Source organism: Streptomyces sp. NRRL B-1347, assembly GCF_000720325.1.
Taxonomy (GTDB): Bacteria; Actinomycetota; Actinomycetes; order Streptomycetales; family Streptomycetaceae; genus Streptomyces.
On record NZ_JOJM01000118.1, the window covers coordinates 1 to 16,654 of the forward strand.

Consider the following 16,654-nt stretch of genomic DNA (forward strand, 5'->3'; position numbering starts at 1 on the left):
GAGAACCCAGTGGTAGAATACACAACAGGCGGTCCGTTCTGGAGTCTTGTGTCGTGGTAAACCCAATTCTCTCACAACGGGCCGCTGTTCATTTTCTGAAGGTCCGGACAGAGATCCTCAGAATCGCGCTGAATAAGCCTCATGGTCTTGCGACTCCTTCCGGAGAGGTAGCGGACGAGGTGGACGCCGTGGCCCTGGTGCACGGCCGCCGAGTTCTCTTGGCGCTGCGAAGTGCTGGTGTTCTTCGGTGTGGGTGAGGGTGCGTACGTCGCCGTAGCCGCGCTCGTCCAGCCAGGTCAGGGCTTCGCGGACGAGGATCTCGGGGACGGAGGCGCCGGAGCTGACGCCGATGGTGGTCACGTCGGTCAGCCAGTCGGTGTCGATCTGGCCGGCGTGGTCAATCAGGTGAGCGTGGTCGGCTCCCGCGGCGAGGGCTACTTCCACCAGGCGCTGGGAGTTGGAGGAGTTGACCGAGCCGATGATGAGGACGAGGTCGGCCTCGGCGGCCAGTTGTTTGACGGCCTGTTGTCGGTTCTGGGTGGCGTAGCAGATGTCGTCGCTGGGCGGGGACTTAAGGGCGGGGAAGCGGTTCTTGAGGGCGGTGACCGTCTGGGTGGTCTCGTCGACGGAGAGGGTGGTCTGGGAGAGCCACACCACCTTGTCCGGGTTGCGGACTTGAACGTGTGCCGCGTCGTGGGGCCCGTCGACGAGCTGGATGTGGTCGGGTGCCTCGCCGGCGGTGCCGATGACTTCCTCGTGCCCTTCGTGGCCGATGAGGAGGATGTCGTAGTCCTGCTCGGCATAGCGGGCGGCCTCTTTGTGGACTTTGGTAACCAGGGGGCAGGTGGCATCGATGGTCTTCAGGCCTCGTGCGGCGGCCGCTTCGCGGACGGTGGGCGCGACGCCGTGGGCGGAGAAGACGACGATGCTGCCCTCGGGTACTTCGTCCGTGTCCTCGACGAAGACCGCGCCCTTGTCCTTGAGGGCGTTGATGACGTGGATGTTGTGTACAATCTCGTGGCGGACATAGACGGGGGGGCCGTGCAGTTCCAGGGCCTTCTCGACGGTGGCGATGGCGCGGTCGACGCCTGCGCAGCAGCCGCGCGGGGCGGCGAGCAGGACGCGGCGGTTCATGAGGTGCGCTCCACTGCTCGGGCGGCGAGGTGCCGCAGGGCGGCGGCGGCCGGGGGCGGACAGGGCGTCGTCTCCAGGGCGGTCAGGGCCTGCGCGTACCGGGCGGCGATCATGCCTTCGACGGCGGCGCGGGCGCCGGTGGCGTCCAGGACGGCGCGGATACGGGCGGCACCCTCCTGGTCCAAGTCCGCGGCGCCGAGCAAAGAGTCAAGGAGCCGGAGCTGGACGGTGTCCGCGCGCTGGGCGGCCAGAGCGATCAACACGGTGTGCTTGCCCTCACGCAGATCGTCCAGGACTGGCTTGCCGGTGGTGTCGGGCCGGCCGTAGACGCCGAGGAGGTCGTCGCGCAGCTGGAAGGCTTCCCCGAGAGGAAGAGCGAAGCGCGACAGCGCGGTGTGCACCTGCGGTTCGGCGTCCGCGAGGGCTGCCCCGCAGTGCAGGGGGCGCTCCACGGTGTACTTCGCGGTCTTGAACCGGATCACCCGCAGGGCCGCTTGATGGTCGGTGAGGGGCGCAAGGGGTGTCATGAGGTCCAGGTACTGGCCGTAGATGACTTCTTGGCGCATGACGTCGATGACGTGGCGCAGGGCGGCGAGCCGGTGGGGCGGGTGGCCCGCGCAGTTGAGGAGTTCATCCGACCAGGCCAGGGTCATGTCGCCGATCAGGATGGCGGCGCTGGTGCCGAGATGGTCGTGGCCGTGGCGATGGGCGATCATGCGGTGCACGGTGGGGCAGCCGCGGCGGGTAGCGCTGTTGTCCATGATGTCGTCGTGGATGAGGCAGAAGGCGTGGAATATCTCCAGGGCCGCCGCGGTGCGGATGACGACCGCCTCGTCGCCGTGTCCGCCGGCGGCGTGCCAGCCGAGTACGCACAGCAGCGGGCGCAGGCGCTTCCCGCCCGCGGAGAGGAAGTCCCGCACGGCCTCGGGTACTTCCAGGGGCAGAGCATGTTCTTTGGCGTGGCGGGTCTTGGTGTCGAGGAAGTCGTACAGTGCCTGGTCGACGCGGGAGCGTACGGCCGTGAGATCGATGGTCGGGGCGCTCGTGGAGGGGGCGGTCATGAGGTTTCGCCTGCCTGTCCGGGCGGTGTCGGATCGGTCAGGCGCAGCGCCTCGTCCAGGAGAGCCTCGACGATGTTTGATTCCGGGACGGTGCGCAGGACTTGACCGCCTCGGAAGATCTGTCCCTTGCCGTTGCCGCAGGAGACACCGAGGTCGGCCTCGCGGGCTTCGCCGGGACCGTTGACCACGCAGCCCATCACCGCGATCCGCAGGGGGTGGGGGAAGCCGTCGAAGGCGGCCTCGACCTGGGCGGCGAGGCGGTGGATGTCGACTTGGAGGCGGCCGCAGCCGGGGCAGGAGACGATCTCCAGCTTGCGGGGGCGCAGGCCCAGCGAGGCCAGGATGTGGCAGCCCGCCTTGACCTGCTCGACCGGGTCGGTGGACAGCGAGACGCGGATGGTGTCCCCGATGCCCTCGGCCAGCAACACCCCGAACGCGACGGCGGACTTGATGGCACCCTGGAAGGCGGGACCGGCCTCGGTGACACCCAAGTGCAGGGGGTAGTCGCAGCGGCTCGCCAGGAGCCGGTTCGCGGTGATCATGGTGAGGGGGTCGTGGTGCTTGACCGCGATCTTCAAGTCGGTGAAGCCGTGTTCCTCGAACAGCGAGGCTTCCCACAGTGCAGAATCCACCAGCGCCTCGGAGGTTGCCGATCCGTGTTTGGCCAGCAGCCGGGGATCGAGGGAACCGGCGTTCACGCCGATCCGTATCGGCACCTCCGCATCCCCGGCAGCTTTGGCGATGTCGCCGACGCGATCGTCGAATTTCCTGATGTTGCCGGGGTTGACCCGCACCGCAGCGCACCCGGCGTCGATCGCGGCGAAGACGTAACGAGGCTGGAAGTGGATGTCGGCGATCACCGGGATCGGTGACTTGGCGGCGATGACGGGCAGGGCGTCGGCGTCGTCCTGGGACGGGACGGCGATGCGGACGATGTCGCAGCCGGCGGCGGTGACTGCGGCGATCTGCCGCAGGGTGGCGTCCACGTCGGCGGTCAGGGTGGTGGTCATGGTCTGCACGCTGATGGGTGCGCCGCCGCCGACGGGGACGTCTCCGACGTGGAGTTGGCGGGTGGGGCGGCGTACCGGGGTGGTGGGGATGGTGGGCAGGCCGAGGTCGATGGCCGTCATCGGACCCTCCGGGCAGGGGGTAAGAAGGCTTGGTGGTGGGCCGGTGCAGCGGGGTGCGGGGGTACGAGCAACTCTTCACGTACGGCCCGGGCGATGCCCGCGGCATCGAGCCCGGCCTCGGCGAGCAGATCGGTACGCGGGCCGTGGGGCAGGAAGGCGCGGGGCAGCCCGAGCACACTTACCGGGGTCGTGACGTGGGCGTTGCGGCACGCCTGAGCGATGACGCTGCCTACGCCGCCGCTGCGGATGTTGTCTTCGATGGTGAGGGTCAGGCGGTGGCGGGCGGCCAGGCCGGGCAGGGCCGGGTTGACCGGGATGACCCAACGCGGATCCGCGACGGTCACGCCGAGCCCATCGGCCCGAAGCAGCGCGGCGGCCTGGATGGCGGCCTGAGCCAGCGGCCCTACAGGGATGAGCAGCACGTCCAGGGGGCGGTGGGGGCTGCGGTGCAGGATGTCGAGGCCGTCCATTCGGGCTGCCGCCTCGATGTCCGGGCCGACGGTGGCTTTGGGTAGGCGCAGGGCGGTGGGCCCGTCCTGCATGTCGACGGCCGCACGCAGCAGGCTGCGCATCCGGGTGGCGTCGCGTGGGGCCGCGACGCGCAGGCCGGGCACGGCCGCGAGCAGCGACAGGTCCCACATGCCGTGATGGCTCGGCCCGTCGGGGCCGGTGATGCCGGCCCGGTCCAGGACGAAGGTGACCGGCAGCCGATGCAGGGCGACGTCCATCAGCACCTGGTCCACGGCCCGGTTCAGGAAGGTGGCGTAGATGGCGACGACGGGATGGAAACCGCCCATCGCCAGACCGGCCGCGGAGGTGACGGCGTGCTGCTCGGCGATGCCGACATCGAAGACCCGCTCCGGAAACCGCGCGGCCATGGGATGCAGGCCGGTGGGCCGCAGCATCGCCGCGGTGACGGCGACGATGTCCTCGCGCACGGCCGCCACCTCCACCAGGGCCTGGCCGAACACCCTCGTCCACGACTGCGCCTTGGCGGCGCCTGCGGCCGGGCGGCCGGTCGCCGCGTCGACGGTACCGACCGCGTGCAGGCAGTCCGCCTCATCCTGCTCGGCCGGCGCATATCCCTTGCCCTTGACCGTCATCACATGCACCACGACGGGGCGGTGAAGGGCTCGGGACCGCCGCAACACTCCCTCGATCTCCCCGGTGTTGTGCCCGTCGACGGGCCCGAAGTAGGTGAACCCCAGCTCGGTGAAAAGGTTCTGGCACGCCACGGCGCCGCCGCCCTGCTTCAGGGCCGCCAGGTGTTGGGCGAGGGCTCCGGTGGTGGGGGCGTACGAGCGGCCGTTGTCGTTCAGCACGATGATCACCGGCCGGGTGGGGGCGCCGCCGATGTTGTTCAGCGCCTCGAGGGCCATGCCGCCGGTCAGCGCCCCGTCACCGATGACCGCCACCACCGCCCGCTGGTTCTCGCCGTTCAGCGCGCGGGCCTTGGCCAGCCCGTCCGCGTACGACAAGGAAGTGGAAGCATGAGAGTTCTCCACCCAGTCATGCACCGACTCGGCCCGCGACGGATACCCGGACAGGCCGCCCGCCTGCCGCAACGTGTCGAACTCCTTGTCGCGCCCGGTCAGCAGCTTGTGGACATACGCCTGGTGGCCGGTGTCGAAGATCAGCGCATCGCGCGGGGAGTCGAAGACCCGGTGCAGCGCGAGGGTGACCTCGACCATGCCGAGGTTGGGGCCCAGATGCCCGCCCGTCGCGCACACCTTCTCGACCAGGAAACGGCGGATCTGATCGGCCAGGGCGGGGAGTTCCCCGGCCGCAAGGTCGCGTACCGCGTGCAGGCCGTCCGGCCGCAGAGGCAGGGAGGCGGTGGGGGGAGGCATCCGTGTCTGCCTTTCGCCGGAGGGCCGGGGCGAGCTGAGCTACGCACAGACCCGCGCACCGGGCTTGACGGGCCCTCGCGGCGGGGTATCTCCCAGTGGACAACCCCACCAACACCCCGGCCAGAGGGTCCAGGGCGCGCATGCCATGCATCGCATGCAACTTTGTGCCTTTGTGAACGGGGAGTGGGGAGCCGCGGGCGGGGACCGGTTTGCCGACAAAGAGAGAGGGAAGCCGTGGACCGGACACCGAACACTCTGCTGCGTGCGCTGGTCGAGGAGGGCGGCCTGAGCGAGGCCCAACTGGCCGCCCAGGTACGGAGGGTGGCCGCCGAACACGGGCAGACGCTGGCCTGCGGGCAGTCGTCGGTTTCGCGCTGGCTGTCCGGGGCCACTCCCGCCCCCCGGCCGGCACATACCTGCTCGAAGCCCTCACCCGGCGCCTGGGACGCCCCATCTCCGCGGCCCAGGCGGGCCTTACGGAAGGAACTATTCCGGTTTCGGGTACGGGGCCGGACCACTCCTGGGAGGCTGACGTCGTGCGCACGCTTTCCGCCCTGCTGCAAGGCGACCTCGACCCGGGCTGGCGCCGTCTGCTGACCGCCGGCGTCTACAGCCTCACCGCCCTCACCCTCCCCACCCTCGACAGGGCGCCGCGCAATATCCCGGTCCCTGTCGCCGATACCCCGTTAGGGGCCCGCGTCCAGCAGATGGATGCGATGGCCCGCCAGTTCGCCGACGCGGCCAAAACACACGGCGGCGGCGCTGTGCGCACCGCACTGGCCGGCTACCTCACCCACCCCGTCACCACATGGCTCCACACACCGTCCCCCGAGCAAGCGCACCGCCAACTCCTCGCCGCGGCAGCCCGGTTGACGCTGCTGCTGGGCACCATGACCGCCGACGACGGCGCCGACGCTCTCGCCCAGCACTACCACTTGACCGCCGCCCACATGGCCGCCGACGCCGGCGACCCGGCCGTCTACGCGATCGCCCTGCGCTCGATGGCCAGCCACGCCACCGACCTCGGCCACCACACCCTCTCCGTGCTGCACCTGTCCGAACAGGCCGCCGACACCGCCCGTCGGGCGCCGCAGGTCACCTGCGCCTACGCTCAGGCCCACCTCGCCACCGCCGCCGCCCACCACGACCGGCACACCGCCCTCACCGCCCTCGGTGCGGCCGAACGCCTCCACCAACAGGCCGACAGCGTCCCGGGTCCGTTCACCGCCTACCCCCTCGCCGCCCTGCACTACCAGCGCGCCCAAACCCTACGCGCCCTCGGCGACACGGCCGGCGCAATCGGCGCCTACACCGCCTCACTGGGCCTGCGCACCCCCGCCGAGCGCCACGCGAGCACGCTCACCCGCGCCGCCCTCGCCGAAACCCTCCTCGCCCAAGGGCACCTCGACGCTGCCCTGGCTCACTGGACCCGCTTCCTGAACGACTACCCCCACCTCGACTCCACCCGCACCACCCACCGCCTCACCGTCATGCGGCGACTCCTCGCCGCCCACCGCCGTCACCGGCCCGCCGCCCTCGCCCTGGAGCGGGCCGCCCTGCTGCGCTGAACAAGCCGCCACCAGCGTGGTCCAGAACGGATCTTCCATGATCACAAACATGCCCGACCGGCAGACCCCAACCGAGAAGAACCGACCGGGCCACGGGCATATTCACGCGCATGCCGCCCGCTTCCACCGCCCGGTCCCCGCATCCGGGACCATCCAGGCGGGGCCTGGTGCACGGTCGCCGTGGTGGTCACCATGAAGACATGAACGCTGCACCTGATGGCGCCCCCGGCTCCTCACCGACCGCCTCCACCAGCGCCAACTCCCCGCCCCCGGACGAACCGCTGGCGATGACCCGCTACCGGGCACTGGCCCCTCACCTGCACGACGGAGCCACCCTCAAGGCGGCCGCGGCCAGCGCGGACGTCCCGTACCGGACGCTGCAACGCTGGCTGGCCGCCTACCGTCGCCACGGTCTCGCGGGCCTGTCCCGTACCGCACGTTCGGACAAGGGGCGCCGTGCGTTCCCCGAGGAGCTCGTCGAGTTCATCGAGGGCCTCGCGCTCAAGGCGCCGAGGCCGAGTACGGCAGCGGTGCACCGCCAGGCCGCGAGCGTGGCGGCTTCCCGCGGCTGGCCGGTGCCCGGCTACGCGGCGGTCCACAAGATCGTGACCGGCCTGGATCCCGGACTTGAGGTCATGGCACACCAGGGCGCCAAGCGCTACCGGGAGACGTACGAGCTGGTGTACCGGCGCGAAGCGCAGGCCCCCAACGAGATCTGGCAGGCCGATCACACCCAGCTCGACCTGTGGGTCCTCGACGCCGCGGGCCAGCCCGCCCGCCCCTGGCTGACGGTGATCGAGGACGACCACTCCCGCGCGGTCGCCGGCTACGCCGTCAACCTCGAAGCCCCCTCCGCCCTGTCCACGGCGCTGGCCTTTCGGCACGCGATCTGGCGCAAGAGTGAGCCGGACTGGCACGTCTGCGGGATCCCGACGGTGTTCCATCTCGACCACGGGGCCGACTTCACCTCCGCTCACCTTGAACAGGTCATGGCCGAGCTGAAGGTGCGGCCGGTCTTCGCGAAGAAGGGCCAGCCCCACGGGCACGGGAAGATCGAGCGGCTGATCGGCACCGTCACCCACATGTGCCTGCCCCACCTGCCCGGCTACGCACCCCGCGGCACCGCGGACCGGGCCGGGCAGGCGAAGCTCACGCTGCCCGAACTCGACGCCAGGATCGGCCGGTTCATCCGCGAGGTCTACAACCGGCGCCCCCACTCCGAAACCAAACAGCCGCCCCAGGCCCGCTGGGAGGCCGCCGCGTTCATCCCCCGCATGCCCGCGAGTCTCGAGCAGCTCGACCTGCTGCTGTGCACCGTCGCCAAACCCCGCAAGATCCACACCGACGGCATCCACTTCGAGGCGCTGCGCTTCATCGACCCGGTCCTGGCCGACTACGTCGGCGAAACCACCACCATCCGCTACGACCCCCGCGACATCACCGAGATCCGCGCCTACCTGCGCACCCTGGACGGCGAGAAGTTCCTGTGCCGGGCCATCTGCCCCGACCTGGCCACCGAAACCGTCAGCCTCAAAGAGATCACCGCCGCCCGCAACGCCCGCCGCAATCAGCTGCGCGGCACCCTGAGCAGCCGCAGCGCCCTGGTGGACCGGCTCCTCGCCGCGCACAGCGAACCCCTGCCCGCCGCCTACCCCACCGTCCCGCAGCCGCGCACCTGGGGCACCCCCGACGCCGTGCCCGCCTCCGCACAATCCGGCCTCGCCGCCGAGCACACTTCGGCCTCGACCGCCACTGAATCGGCGCAGGATCACACGGTGCGGCTCAAGCGCTACATCAATGAGTGAAGCCCCAACGGCCGGGACAGACACCCCGCGTGGACACCCCAGACGAGACCCCCGACCAGGCCGGCGAAGCAAGCAAGCCCCCGGACCCGGCCGAGCCGGCCACCCCCGCCCCGATCCTGCAGCACGTCAGTGACCGTCCCCCGCCGCCGAGGGACAGCCCAGAAGTGCCCGCCACGTCGAGCGCGGGCAGTCCGCCCCGAACAGTCATCCCCGCACCGATCATGGCGACGAAGGAGCATCGGCGGTTCCTGGAGTTCGCCGACGCGGTCCGCCGCAAACGGTACGTCGGCCTGTGCTTCGGCGCCCCCGGCGTCGGCAAGACCGAGTCCGCCCGCGCCTACACCAAATGGGACCAGCTCGCCCCGCACCTCGCAGGCGGCCGCGCCGCCGGATCCGGCGGCGGCGACGAGGCCATCGGCGACGTCCTCGCTGCCCGCGCGGTGCTCTACACGCCGAAGGTCCACAGCACCCCCACCCACCTCGACAAAGAGATCTCCTACCTGTGCGACCGGCTCGGCTGGACCGTCGAACTCATGCTGCAGACCGGCCGCGCCCAAAGCGATCCGCTGCCCTCCGTCGCCTCCACCAACGCCCGGACCACCGTCGACCATGCGGAACTGCTCATCGTCGACGAGGCCGACCGGCTCAAGACCGCCGCACTCGAACAGCTCCGCGACCACCACGACCGCACCGGCATCGGGCTGATCCTCATCGGCATGCCCGGCATCGAAAAGCGCCTCGCCCGCTACCCCCAGCTGTACTCCCGCGTCGGATTCGTCCACCACTACAAGCCCCTGTCGGTGGACGAGCAGGCCTTCGTCCTCGCCCGCCACTGGCCCCACCTCCGCCTCGGCGCCACGGACGACTTCGCCACCACCGAAGCCATCGCGGCCATCACCCGCGCCACCAACGGCAACTTCCGCCTCACCACCCGCCTCGTCGATCAGATCGAGCGGGTCCTGGAGATCAATCAGATGACCACCGTCACCAAGGAAGTCGTCGAGGCCGCCCGCGAGAACCTCGTCATCGGCATCATGTGAAAGATCGGCCCGTCAGCCAAGACGCCGTCGCGCCCAGTGATCCAGGCGGGGCGTGACGGCGTTCACATGTACTGCTCGCGGTACCGAAGGCGCCAGATACCGCCGAGTATTCCGCGCCATTTACCCGTCAAAGTCACAGACCAGCCGGTTGCCATCCCCTACGGTATCTACGACCTCGCCACCAACGCCGGCTGGGTGAACATCGGGACCGACCACGACACCGCCGCGTTCGCCGTGGAGCTATTGCCGGTTGGAGCGTGATGACTTTGGGTGTGACGCGTCTGGTCGGTTGCCGGTCGCGCGTGTTGATCCGGTAGGAAAGCTTCGAGGAGTACTTCGAGTCCGGCCGTTTGAGGTGCCGGTCCGCCTCGCGCAGGCGCCGGGCGCGTTGTCGAGTTTCCGGCGGACCTTCGCCGCCAGTATGGCCAGGAACATCTTGATCTTCTTGGGTGTATCGGCGCACTGGCGAACCACGCTGCGCCGGGTGTGCTTGAGGACCTTCAGGGGATGTGAACTGAGTTGTGTGCGATCGGTGTTTTGTTCCGTGGTTCTGGTTCCTGCCGTGGTTACTGTCGGTTGATGGCGGTCAGAGGGGGAGCCGGTCGCCGAACCGGATCTTGAACTGGTTCATGGCGCGGGTCCAGCCGAGGGTTCCGGTGCCGCGGACGCGGCCGGCGGGGACACTGCCGTTGCCGTCGATGTGGCGTCCCTCGATGTTGCGGATGCCGAGGTAGAGCATCTTGAGGGCGGCGTCGTCGGACGGGAAGTGTCCGGAGGTTTTGACGAGTTTGCGCAGGTTGCGGTTCATCGACTCAACTTGTTCTTTAACCTCCATCCGCGGCATACGGTGCCGCGGGGGTGTTCCAAACGGCGTCGTACTTCCTGATGATGGCCCGGAGCTCCCGGGCGCTTCGTGGTGACATGGCCTGCATCACGGTGTCGAGCAGGGCACGGGCTTCCAGAGGGTTGCCGCAGCAGTACCAGTGCGTGTTGCCCCACTCGTAGTCGTGCCACAGCTGGCGCTCGGGGGTGCGGACGTAGTCCTTCCACAAACGTACGGCCGTGGAGACGTCCCCCGGCTCCAGATAGTTTCGCGTGCGCTCAAGGCGGATGATCTCGGACAGCGCACGCCGGGACAGGCCATCGATGACCGGCTTTGCATCGTATGTCCGTTGCCGCAGGGGACGGGCGGCACGGAGGTGTCCTGGCCGTCTACGCGGCATGGACCTTTCGGATCGTCGTCATGCCCGCCATGATGCCACGACGTCGAACAACGCCCCGAACGGCGTCACTCACCTGGGGATTCGCCGGACAGGCGGACGGCCCTCGCATGATTCTGCGTTCCGCCACGGAAACAGCCCCATACGAAGGCCGCAGAGGTGAGTGTGCTGGACCACGATGCCCGGCGGGACGCGTTCGACTTCACGTCACACTTCCGGGAAGACCTGTACGCGTGCCTGACCCGGCGCGGTGACACCCTGTTCGAGATCACGGACGCGCTGCTCTGCGAGAACGGGCCGGTGACCTCGCCGGTCGATCTGACGCTGCTGGCCGAACACCGCCGCGGTCACGGCGCCCTCTATGACGCCCTGAACTGCGGCAGTATCGACGCGCCCGGGTTGCGCCGTGCGTTGGCGATGCTGCCGCAGCCCAAGGCCGCCGACAACCGGCTCGTCCTCGCGGTCGACGTGACCAACTGGCTGCGTCCGGACGCCCCGTGCAGCCCCGACCGGCTGTTCTGCCACGTCTACGGACGCTCGGGTCGCTCCAGTGACCAGTTCATCCCCGGCTGGCCGTACTCGTTCGTCGCCGCCCTGGAGACCGGCCGCACCTCCTGGTGCCAGCTGCTGGACGCGGTCCGCCTCGGCCCCGACGACGACGTCGCCGAGGTCACCGCGGCCCAGGTCCGCCGCGTCGTGACCGACCTGATCGAGCAGGGCCAGTGGGAGGCCGGCGATCCGGACGTCCTGGTCGTCTTCGACGCCGGCTACGACGCCCCACGCATGGCCTACCTCCTTACCGGCCTGCCCGTCGAGGTCCTCGGCCGGATGCGCACGGACCGCGTCATGCGACGACCGGCACCCACACTCAAGGAGTACGCCGCGGCCTACCCGCAGGGCGGGCGCCCGCCGAAGCACGGCAAGGAGTTCCGCTTCGCCAAGCCCGACACATGGGGCGAGCCCGACGCGGAAACGGTGCAGGTCACCGACCGATACGGCACCGCGAAGGCCATGGCCTGGAACCGCATCCACCCGAGGCTGACCACCCGCTCGGCCTGGATCGACCACACCGGCGAACTTCCCGTCATCGAGGGCACGCTGATCCGCCTGGAGGTCGACCACCTGCCCGGCGGGCAGAGCCCGCTGCCCGTCTGGCTGTGGTCCTCCAAGACCGGCATGACCAGCGGCGACGTCGACCTGCGCTGGCAGGCATTCCTGCGCAGATTCGACCTGGAGATGAGTAAGCCTCAGTGCCGTCGTAGTCATGGTTCGGCGTCATCGGCGTGGGTTCCTTCCTTGTTCGGGATTATCGCGGCCTGCTGGTGGTCCAGCCAGGCTTGCCGGGCGCCATGGCCATGCGACTGTCGACGCAGGAGACGCAGTCGCTCGAGCTCCGCGGCGTCGGCGTGGATGGTCCAGGACCGGCGTCGGTCGCCGAGTTGGCGGGCGGTGACGATGCCGCGTTTGATCCATCCGAAGAGCGTGACGCGGGGCATGCCGAGGGTCCGGGCGAGATCGGTCGGCCACCATTCGTCCGGGCCAAGCAACGGGGCTGCGCGTCGCAGGGCCTGCTCCTGGCGGCTGACGCAGCCCAGCTCCTGCAGCAGTTTGCGTACGCCCTCGGCGCCGAAATGATCGCGGCGCTTGGGCGGGCGGAAGCCCTCTTGGTTGAGGATCTTCGCGATCGTCGGAGCCCGGTGCCCGGCCGCGGCCAGGTCTCGGGCTCGCGAGGCGAGTTGAGGAAAGTAGCTGAGCTGCTCCAGGCGGGCGACCGGGCGGACGAGTTCGCCATCGGTGCGATGCCCGCCGGCCCAGGTGATCTGGATGGCGACGCGCTCGCTGTCGCCGATCACGGTGAGGCGGACCCTCTCGATAAGGTGGCGGATCAGCTGTTTGCGGTCCGCGTCTGTGGTGGTCGGCGCCTGCCAGACAGCAGGCAGATCGTCGGCCAGGACCCGGATCTGCTCGCATTCGGCGGCCGTCAGGATGCGGGGCTGGGCGGCGGCGAAGCGGTCGTACTCGTCGGCGAGTTGCTGGCGATGGGCCAGCGCGTTCTCCCAGTTCTTCTCCAGCTCACGCACCACGAGGCGGTTCTCGGGCTCGGCCAGCTGGTACTGGCGTCGGGCCCGGTCGGTGACATAGTCGGCACGTTCCAGGCGCTGGCGCCAGATCCGGTCGACTTGCTCCCGCCGATGTTGGGTCTGCTCGGCGGCCTGGAGCGAGATCTCCAGGGCAGCAGGTGCCATCGCAGCCAGCAGCAGCTCGGTGACATAGCGGTCCACACACATCCCGGACAACTGTTGGCACAACTCGCCGCCGTAGTCGGCCTTGACACGGCAGCAGTCGTAGCCTGGACGGAGCCGTCCATGCTGGTCACGCTGGTAGTGCACGACCATGCGGGTGTTGCAGCGGCCGCAGAAGATCAGCCCGACCAGCAGAGCCGGACCGTCACGCAGGGCACCCATGCTCTGCGAGCGGGCCCGGTTCGCCTCGATCCGGGCCAGGTTGCGCTCGTGACGCTCCATGCCGATATAGGCGGGCAGGACGCCGGGGAGATAGACCAGCCAGTCCTCGCGGGACTGTCGCACCCGGCCGGTGAAGGGACGCCCCGGTCGGCGTCGTCGGGGATCGAGGCGGCTGCGGCCATAGACATAGATGCCGGCATAAGCCGGATGCCGGAGCATGTTCTGCACTCCGACACGGCTTGGACGGCGCCAGACCAGCTCACCCCGTTCAGGACCCTCACGTGCTCGGATGCCCATCTGGATGCCGTGATCGACGAGGAAGGACAACACCGCGTTGATCGTGGCGAGTTCGTCGAAGAGGTCGAAGACCAGACGGACGACGGACTGCACCTGCTCATCCGGATCCAGAATGATCTCACCGGTCGTCGAGCGGAGATAGCCCACGGGCAGCGGCACCACGAGTTCACCGCGGCGGGCCTTGCTGATCCGGCCATTCCACAACCGCTGTTTGATCAGGTGCAGTTCCGCCTCGCTGATTGTGCCCTTGAGCCCGAGCAGCATGCGGTCGTTGTGCTCGGCCGGGTCATAGACACCGTCCGGGTCCGCCAGCAGAGCACCCGAGAGCGCACACAGCTCGAGGAGCTGGTGCCATTCCAGGCTGCGGCGGGCCAGACGCGACATCTCCAGGCCAAGGACGAGTCCGACGTGGTCGAGGCCGACCTCGGAGACCAGGCGCTGGAAGCCGACCCGGTCCACCGAACCGGAGGCTGAGTGCCCCAGGTCCTCGTCGATGATCAACACTCGGGACGATGACCAGCCCAGACTCACCGCCCGTTGCTTGAGCCCGTACTGGAGCCGGGTCGACTCGGCGTGATCGAGGACCTGTTGAGGCGTCGACTGCCGGATATAGATCACCGCGAGTCGGTCGCGATGCGATGATTGGATCTTGCCGTCAAGACGATCCCATGGTGCCGTCATCGTCGCGCTCACCGAGATCACCCCCGCCCCGACCGACCGGGGTGACCACGATCCGGGCGGCCAGCAACGCGAGCAGATCCACGACCAGCCGGCGGTTCAGGTCCCGGACGACACTCCATTGCGGGATCTGGGGAGCTCAGCGATGCTTCCGTCCACCCAGACTCACCACCCTCGTCTTCCTCGGCCTCCCGCTCTTGCAATGCGCGGACGGCATCCGCGGCTGCGAGCAGGCCATCCACTCCTATGACCGGCGCCTGCCCCGAGCCGGACTCTCCTACGCATGCATTGCGGCCAGCTTCTTGAGCACACCTTCCGGTTCGAAAAGCAGACGCTCGGCTGGACCACCCTGAAGATCCGTACTCCCCAGGCCGCGGACCGGTGGACCTGGCTCCTGGTCGTCGCCCACACCCAACTCCGCCTCGCCCGGCCTCTGGCCGCCGACCTCCGTCGGCCCTGGGAGAAGCCGACCAAGCCCGAACGCCTCACCCCGGCCCGGGTCCGCCCGGGGTTCAGGAACATCCGAGCCCACCTCGCCTGTCCGGCCCGTGTTCCCCAACCTCGCGGCGCCGGTCCCGGACGGCCACCCGGGAGCAAGAACCGTCATCCCGCACCCCGCTACGACGTGGGCAAGACCGTCAAACGCCCCGAGACCCTCAAGGCCATCGGTAGACCTGGCCGATCTTGGTAGAAAAAGAACAAGCTCAGTGCCCGTTTCCGAAGTTGCTGACGTGATCCCCTGGCGGGCCTAGCCTGATGGAGTGGCCGATGGTGACGGGCGGGTGCCTGCCCGGTACTGCCCGGCCTGCGGTGAACGGCTCCGGCCGGACGCCGGCCCGCGGGCCCGGTTCTGCTCGGCGGTGTGTCGCTCCAGGCAGTGGCATCACTGCCCAGCGGGTGAGGGCGAGGGTGACTGCGTTGCGGGATGCCCGGGACGCCGCCGAGTGCCCAGCGTGCGGGACGCGGTGGACGCCGGGGGTGGAGCATCCGGCCGGGACGGTCTATTGCTCACCAAGGTGCCGCACGAGGGCTTGGCGGCGGCGACAGGAGGGGTTCATGGAATTCGCACGACTGACCCAGTTGTTCCACTACCCGTTCCCGACTTTGTATTCGCCCTTCATCGACGAGATCCAGGAGCATACGGAACGCGTATGGATCGATGGCGAGCTGCAAGGAGTGGTCTCCCCCGAGATCACCGAGGAGTACAAGAGGGTCAAGACCGGCCGCATGGCCTCGTTCTGGTACCCCACGGCCACCTGGGAGCGCCTACTGCCGCTGGCCCGGCTCTACCTGTGGTCTCTGTACAACGACGAGATGGGTGAACAGACCTCACGGACAGGCGTCCAGCAGATCCGTGAAGGGTCCGTCGCGGTGCTACGCGGCCAGAAGACGGGCGCGGAATCCGGGGTTGTACTCGGTGACCAGCTGGAGAAGATCCGCAACGAACTCCTACAGTTCCTCCCTGAGCGTTGCCTCCAACGTCTGGCCACCCACATGGACCGCTACTACGCCGGCCAGGAACTGGAAGCCGTCAGCCGGGAGGAGGAGCGCTTCTTCAAGGCGGACGAGTGCCTGGACATCCGCGAGCAGTCGCTCATGTCAATGCCCTTCTTCGACATCATCGAGGTCGATTCCCGGGTCGTCCTTCCCGAGCACGTACACGACGACCCGATCATCCAGCGCCTCAAGGTGCTTCAGACCCGACTAATGATCTGCATGAACGACGTCCAATCCCTGGAGAAGGACGAGAGGAACGGCCAGCACTACTACAACCTCACCAAGTGCATGGAGCACGAGTACGGGATCTCGCGAGCCGAGGCGATCCAACGGGTCATCACACTCCATGACGAGTACGCCGCCGAGTACTTGCACCTCATGCACCATGGACTTCCCGACCTCGAAGAGTGGAACTACGAGGTGACCCGCTGGGTCCACCGGCTCAGTCTCTTCGCCTCAGGCTGGCTTGGCGCCGCATCTCAGACGACTCGCTACGACTGATGAGGGACGGCATGCTCAACGGATCGTATAGTCGGATGCGGCGGTGCGTGACCGCCTGGCATCCGTGAGTGGACGTTAAGTCCGATCTTCCTCGGTTCGTGATCGCTCGATCGTGGTACTGATCTCCGCGCAGACCGCCTGGTGGGCATGTCCATGTTGAGATGCGGGGTATGGAGCGAGAGCCGTACCTCAGCGACTTATCGGACGAGCAGTGGAGGCTCATCGAGCCGATGATCACGGCATGGAAGCAGGACCGGGTGGCCCGTTCGGCGACGGGAGATCCTGGGTCCTGTGACCTGCGGGAAGTCGTGAACGCGAGTGCGCCGTGAGGCGCTTTGTTGTATCCCCGGTTCAGCCGGGAGGGAATCGGAAGGAGGTCCCTGGGTCACCTGGCCCACCTGACGGTGA

At 68.7% G+C, this 16,654-nt stretch carries 10 protein-coding genes and 5 pseudogenes; 8 read left to right on the forward strand and 7 right to left on the reverse strand.

All coding sequences use genetic code 11. The annotated features are described in order from the left end of the window. Window positions 1–117: 117 nt before the first annotated feature. From IG74_RS0142510 to IG74_RS0142525, 4 genes are read right to left on the reverse strand one after another with little or no spacing between them, the layout of a single operon-like run. Entirely contained in the window at window positions 118–1,134 is a 1,017-nt protein-coding gene (locus tag IG74_RS0142510; protein ID WP_078869570.1) for a 4-hydroxy-3-methylbut-2-enyl diphosphate reductase, read from the reverse strand. Next, complete coding sequence (locus tag IG74_RS0142515) at window positions 1,131–2,195, reverse strand: polyprenyl synthetase family protein (protein WP_030688742.1); 1,065 nt, start codon at window positions 2,193–2,195, stop codon at window positions 1,131–1,133. Before IG74_RS0142515 ends, IG74_RS0142510 begins: the two co-directional genes overlap by 4 nt. Beyond that, window positions 2,192–3,325: a flavodoxin-dependent (E)-4-hydroxy-3-methylbut-2-enyl-diphosphate synthase gene (gene ispG, locus IG74_RS0142520; protein WP_030688744.1), complete on the reverse strand. Its 1,134-nt coding sequence runs from the start codon at window positions 3,323–3,325 to the stop codon at window positions 2,192–2,194. Before ispG ends, IG74_RS0142515 begins: the two co-directional genes overlap by 4 nt. Beyond that, entirely contained in the window at window positions 3,322–5,175 is a 1,854-nt protein-coding gene (locus tag IG74_RS0142525) for a 1-deoxy-D-xylulose-5-phosphate synthase (RefSeq protein ID WP_051856590.1), read from the reverse strand. Before IG74_RS0142525 ends, ispG begins: the two co-directional genes overlap by 4 nt. 536 nt (window positions 5,176–5,711) lie before the next feature. On the opposite strand from IG74_RS0142525, the gene IG74_RS46850 reads away from it, so the two are divergent. The 4 genes and pseudogenes from IG74_RS46850 to IG74_RS50365 form a co-directional block, all read left to right on the forward strand. Beyond that, complete coding sequence (locus tag IG74_RS46850) at window positions 5,712–6,743, forward strand: hypothetical protein (RefSeq protein WP_234334641.1); 1,032 nt, start codon at window positions 5,712–5,714, stop codon at window positions 6,741–6,743. A 200-nt stretch (window positions 6,744–6,943) separates the two neighbouring features. Beyond that, a complete protein-coding gene (locus tag IG74_RS0142535; RefSeq protein ID WP_199818974.1) occupies window positions 6,944–8,548 on the forward strand; it encodes a Mu transposase C-terminal domain-containing protein in 1,605 nt (534 codons plus the stop codon). A 29-nt stretch (window positions 8,549–8,577) separates the two neighbouring features. Next, a complete protein-coding gene (locus IG74_RS0142540) occupies window positions 8,578–9,588 on the forward strand; it encodes an AAA family ATPase (protein ID WP_234334642.1) in 1,011 nt (336 codons plus the stop codon). Between the two features lie 87 nt (window positions 9,589–9,675). Beyond that, a pseudogene (locus IG74_RS50365) lies at window positions 9,676–9,828 on the forward strand (ISAzo13-like element transposase-related protein); the annotation flags it as partial. Between the two features lie 346 nt (window positions 9,829–10,174). On the opposite strand, the pseudogene IG74_RS0142545 reads toward IG74_RS50365, so the two are convergent. Both IG74_RS0142545 and IG74_RS53885 read right to left on the reverse strand, forming a co-directional pair. Then, a pseudogene (locus tag IG74_RS0142545) lies at window positions 10,175–10,405 on the reverse strand (IS256 family transposase); the annotation flags it as partial. Between the two features lie 7 nt (window positions 10,406–10,412). After that, on the reverse strand, window positions 10,413–10,640 hold the full coding sequence (locus IG74_RS53885) for a hypothetical protein (RefSeq protein ID WP_234334643.1): 228 nt from the start codon (window positions 10,638–10,640) through the stop codon (window positions 10,413–10,415). A 333-nt stretch (window positions 10,641–10,973) separates the two neighbouring features. On the opposite strand from IG74_RS53885, the gene IG74_RS0142555 reads away from it, so the two are divergent. Beyond that, window positions 10,974–12,443, forward strand: coding sequence for a transposase (locus tag IG74_RS0142555; protein ID WP_420710042.1), 1,470 nt, complete (start codon window positions 10,974–10,976; stop codon window positions 12,441–12,443). Window positions 12,444–13,081: 638 nt separating this feature from the next. On the opposite strand, the pseudogene IG74_RS54900 reads toward IG74_RS0142555, so the two are convergent. After that, window positions 13,082–14,251: pseudogene (locus IG74_RS54900) on the reverse strand (recombinase family protein); the annotation flags it as partial. Window positions 14,252–14,549: 298 nt separating this feature from the next. Between IG74_RS54900 and IG74_RS50375 the strand changes: the two are divergent. The 3 genes and pseudogenes from IG74_RS50375 to IG74_RS54515 form a co-directional block, all read left to right on the forward strand. Further along, window positions 14,550–14,939: pseudogene (locus tag IG74_RS50375) on the forward strand (transposase); the annotation flags it as partial. 365 nt (window positions 14,940–15,304) lie between these two features. Continuing rightward, on the forward strand, window positions 15,305–16,246 hold the full coding sequence (locus IG74_RS0142570; protein ID WP_030688761.1) for a terpene synthase family protein: 942 nt from the start codon (window positions 15,305–15,307) through the stop codon (window positions 16,244–16,246). A 170-nt stretch (window positions 16,247–16,416) separates the two neighbouring features. Further along, a pseudogene (locus tag IG74_RS54515) lies at window positions 16,417–16,563 on the forward strand (IS5/IS1182 family transposase); the annotation flags it as partial. Window positions 16,564–16,654 lie beyond the last annotated feature (91 nt).

Excerpts from the sequence above, each read along its gene's own strand:
- IG74_RS0142510 (WP_078869570.1), bottom strand. The coding sequence starts at position 1,134 with ATGAACCGCCGCGTCCTGCTCGCCGCCCCGCGCGGCTGCTGCGCAGGC.
- IG74_RS0142515 (WP_030688742.1), bottom strand. The coding sequence starts at position 2,195 with ATGACCGCCCCCTCCACGAGCGCCCCGACCATCGATCTCACGGCCGTA.
- ispG (WP_030688744.1), bottom strand. The coding sequence starts at position 3,325 with ATGACGGCCATCGACCTCGGCCTGCCCACCATCCCCACCACCCCGGTA.
- IG74_RS0142525 (WP_051856590.1), bottom strand. The coding sequence starts at position 5,175 with ATGCCTCCCCCCACCGCCTCCCTGCCTCTGCGGCCGGACGGCCTGCAC.
- IG74_RS0142535 (WP_199818974.1), top strand. The coding sequence starts at position 6,944 with ATGAACGCTGCACCTGATGGCGCCCCCGGCTCCTCACCGACCGCCTCC.
- IG74_RS0142570 (WP_030688761.1), top strand. The coding sequence starts at position 15,305 with ATGGAATTCGCACGACTGACCCAGTTGTTCCACTACCCGTTCCCGACT.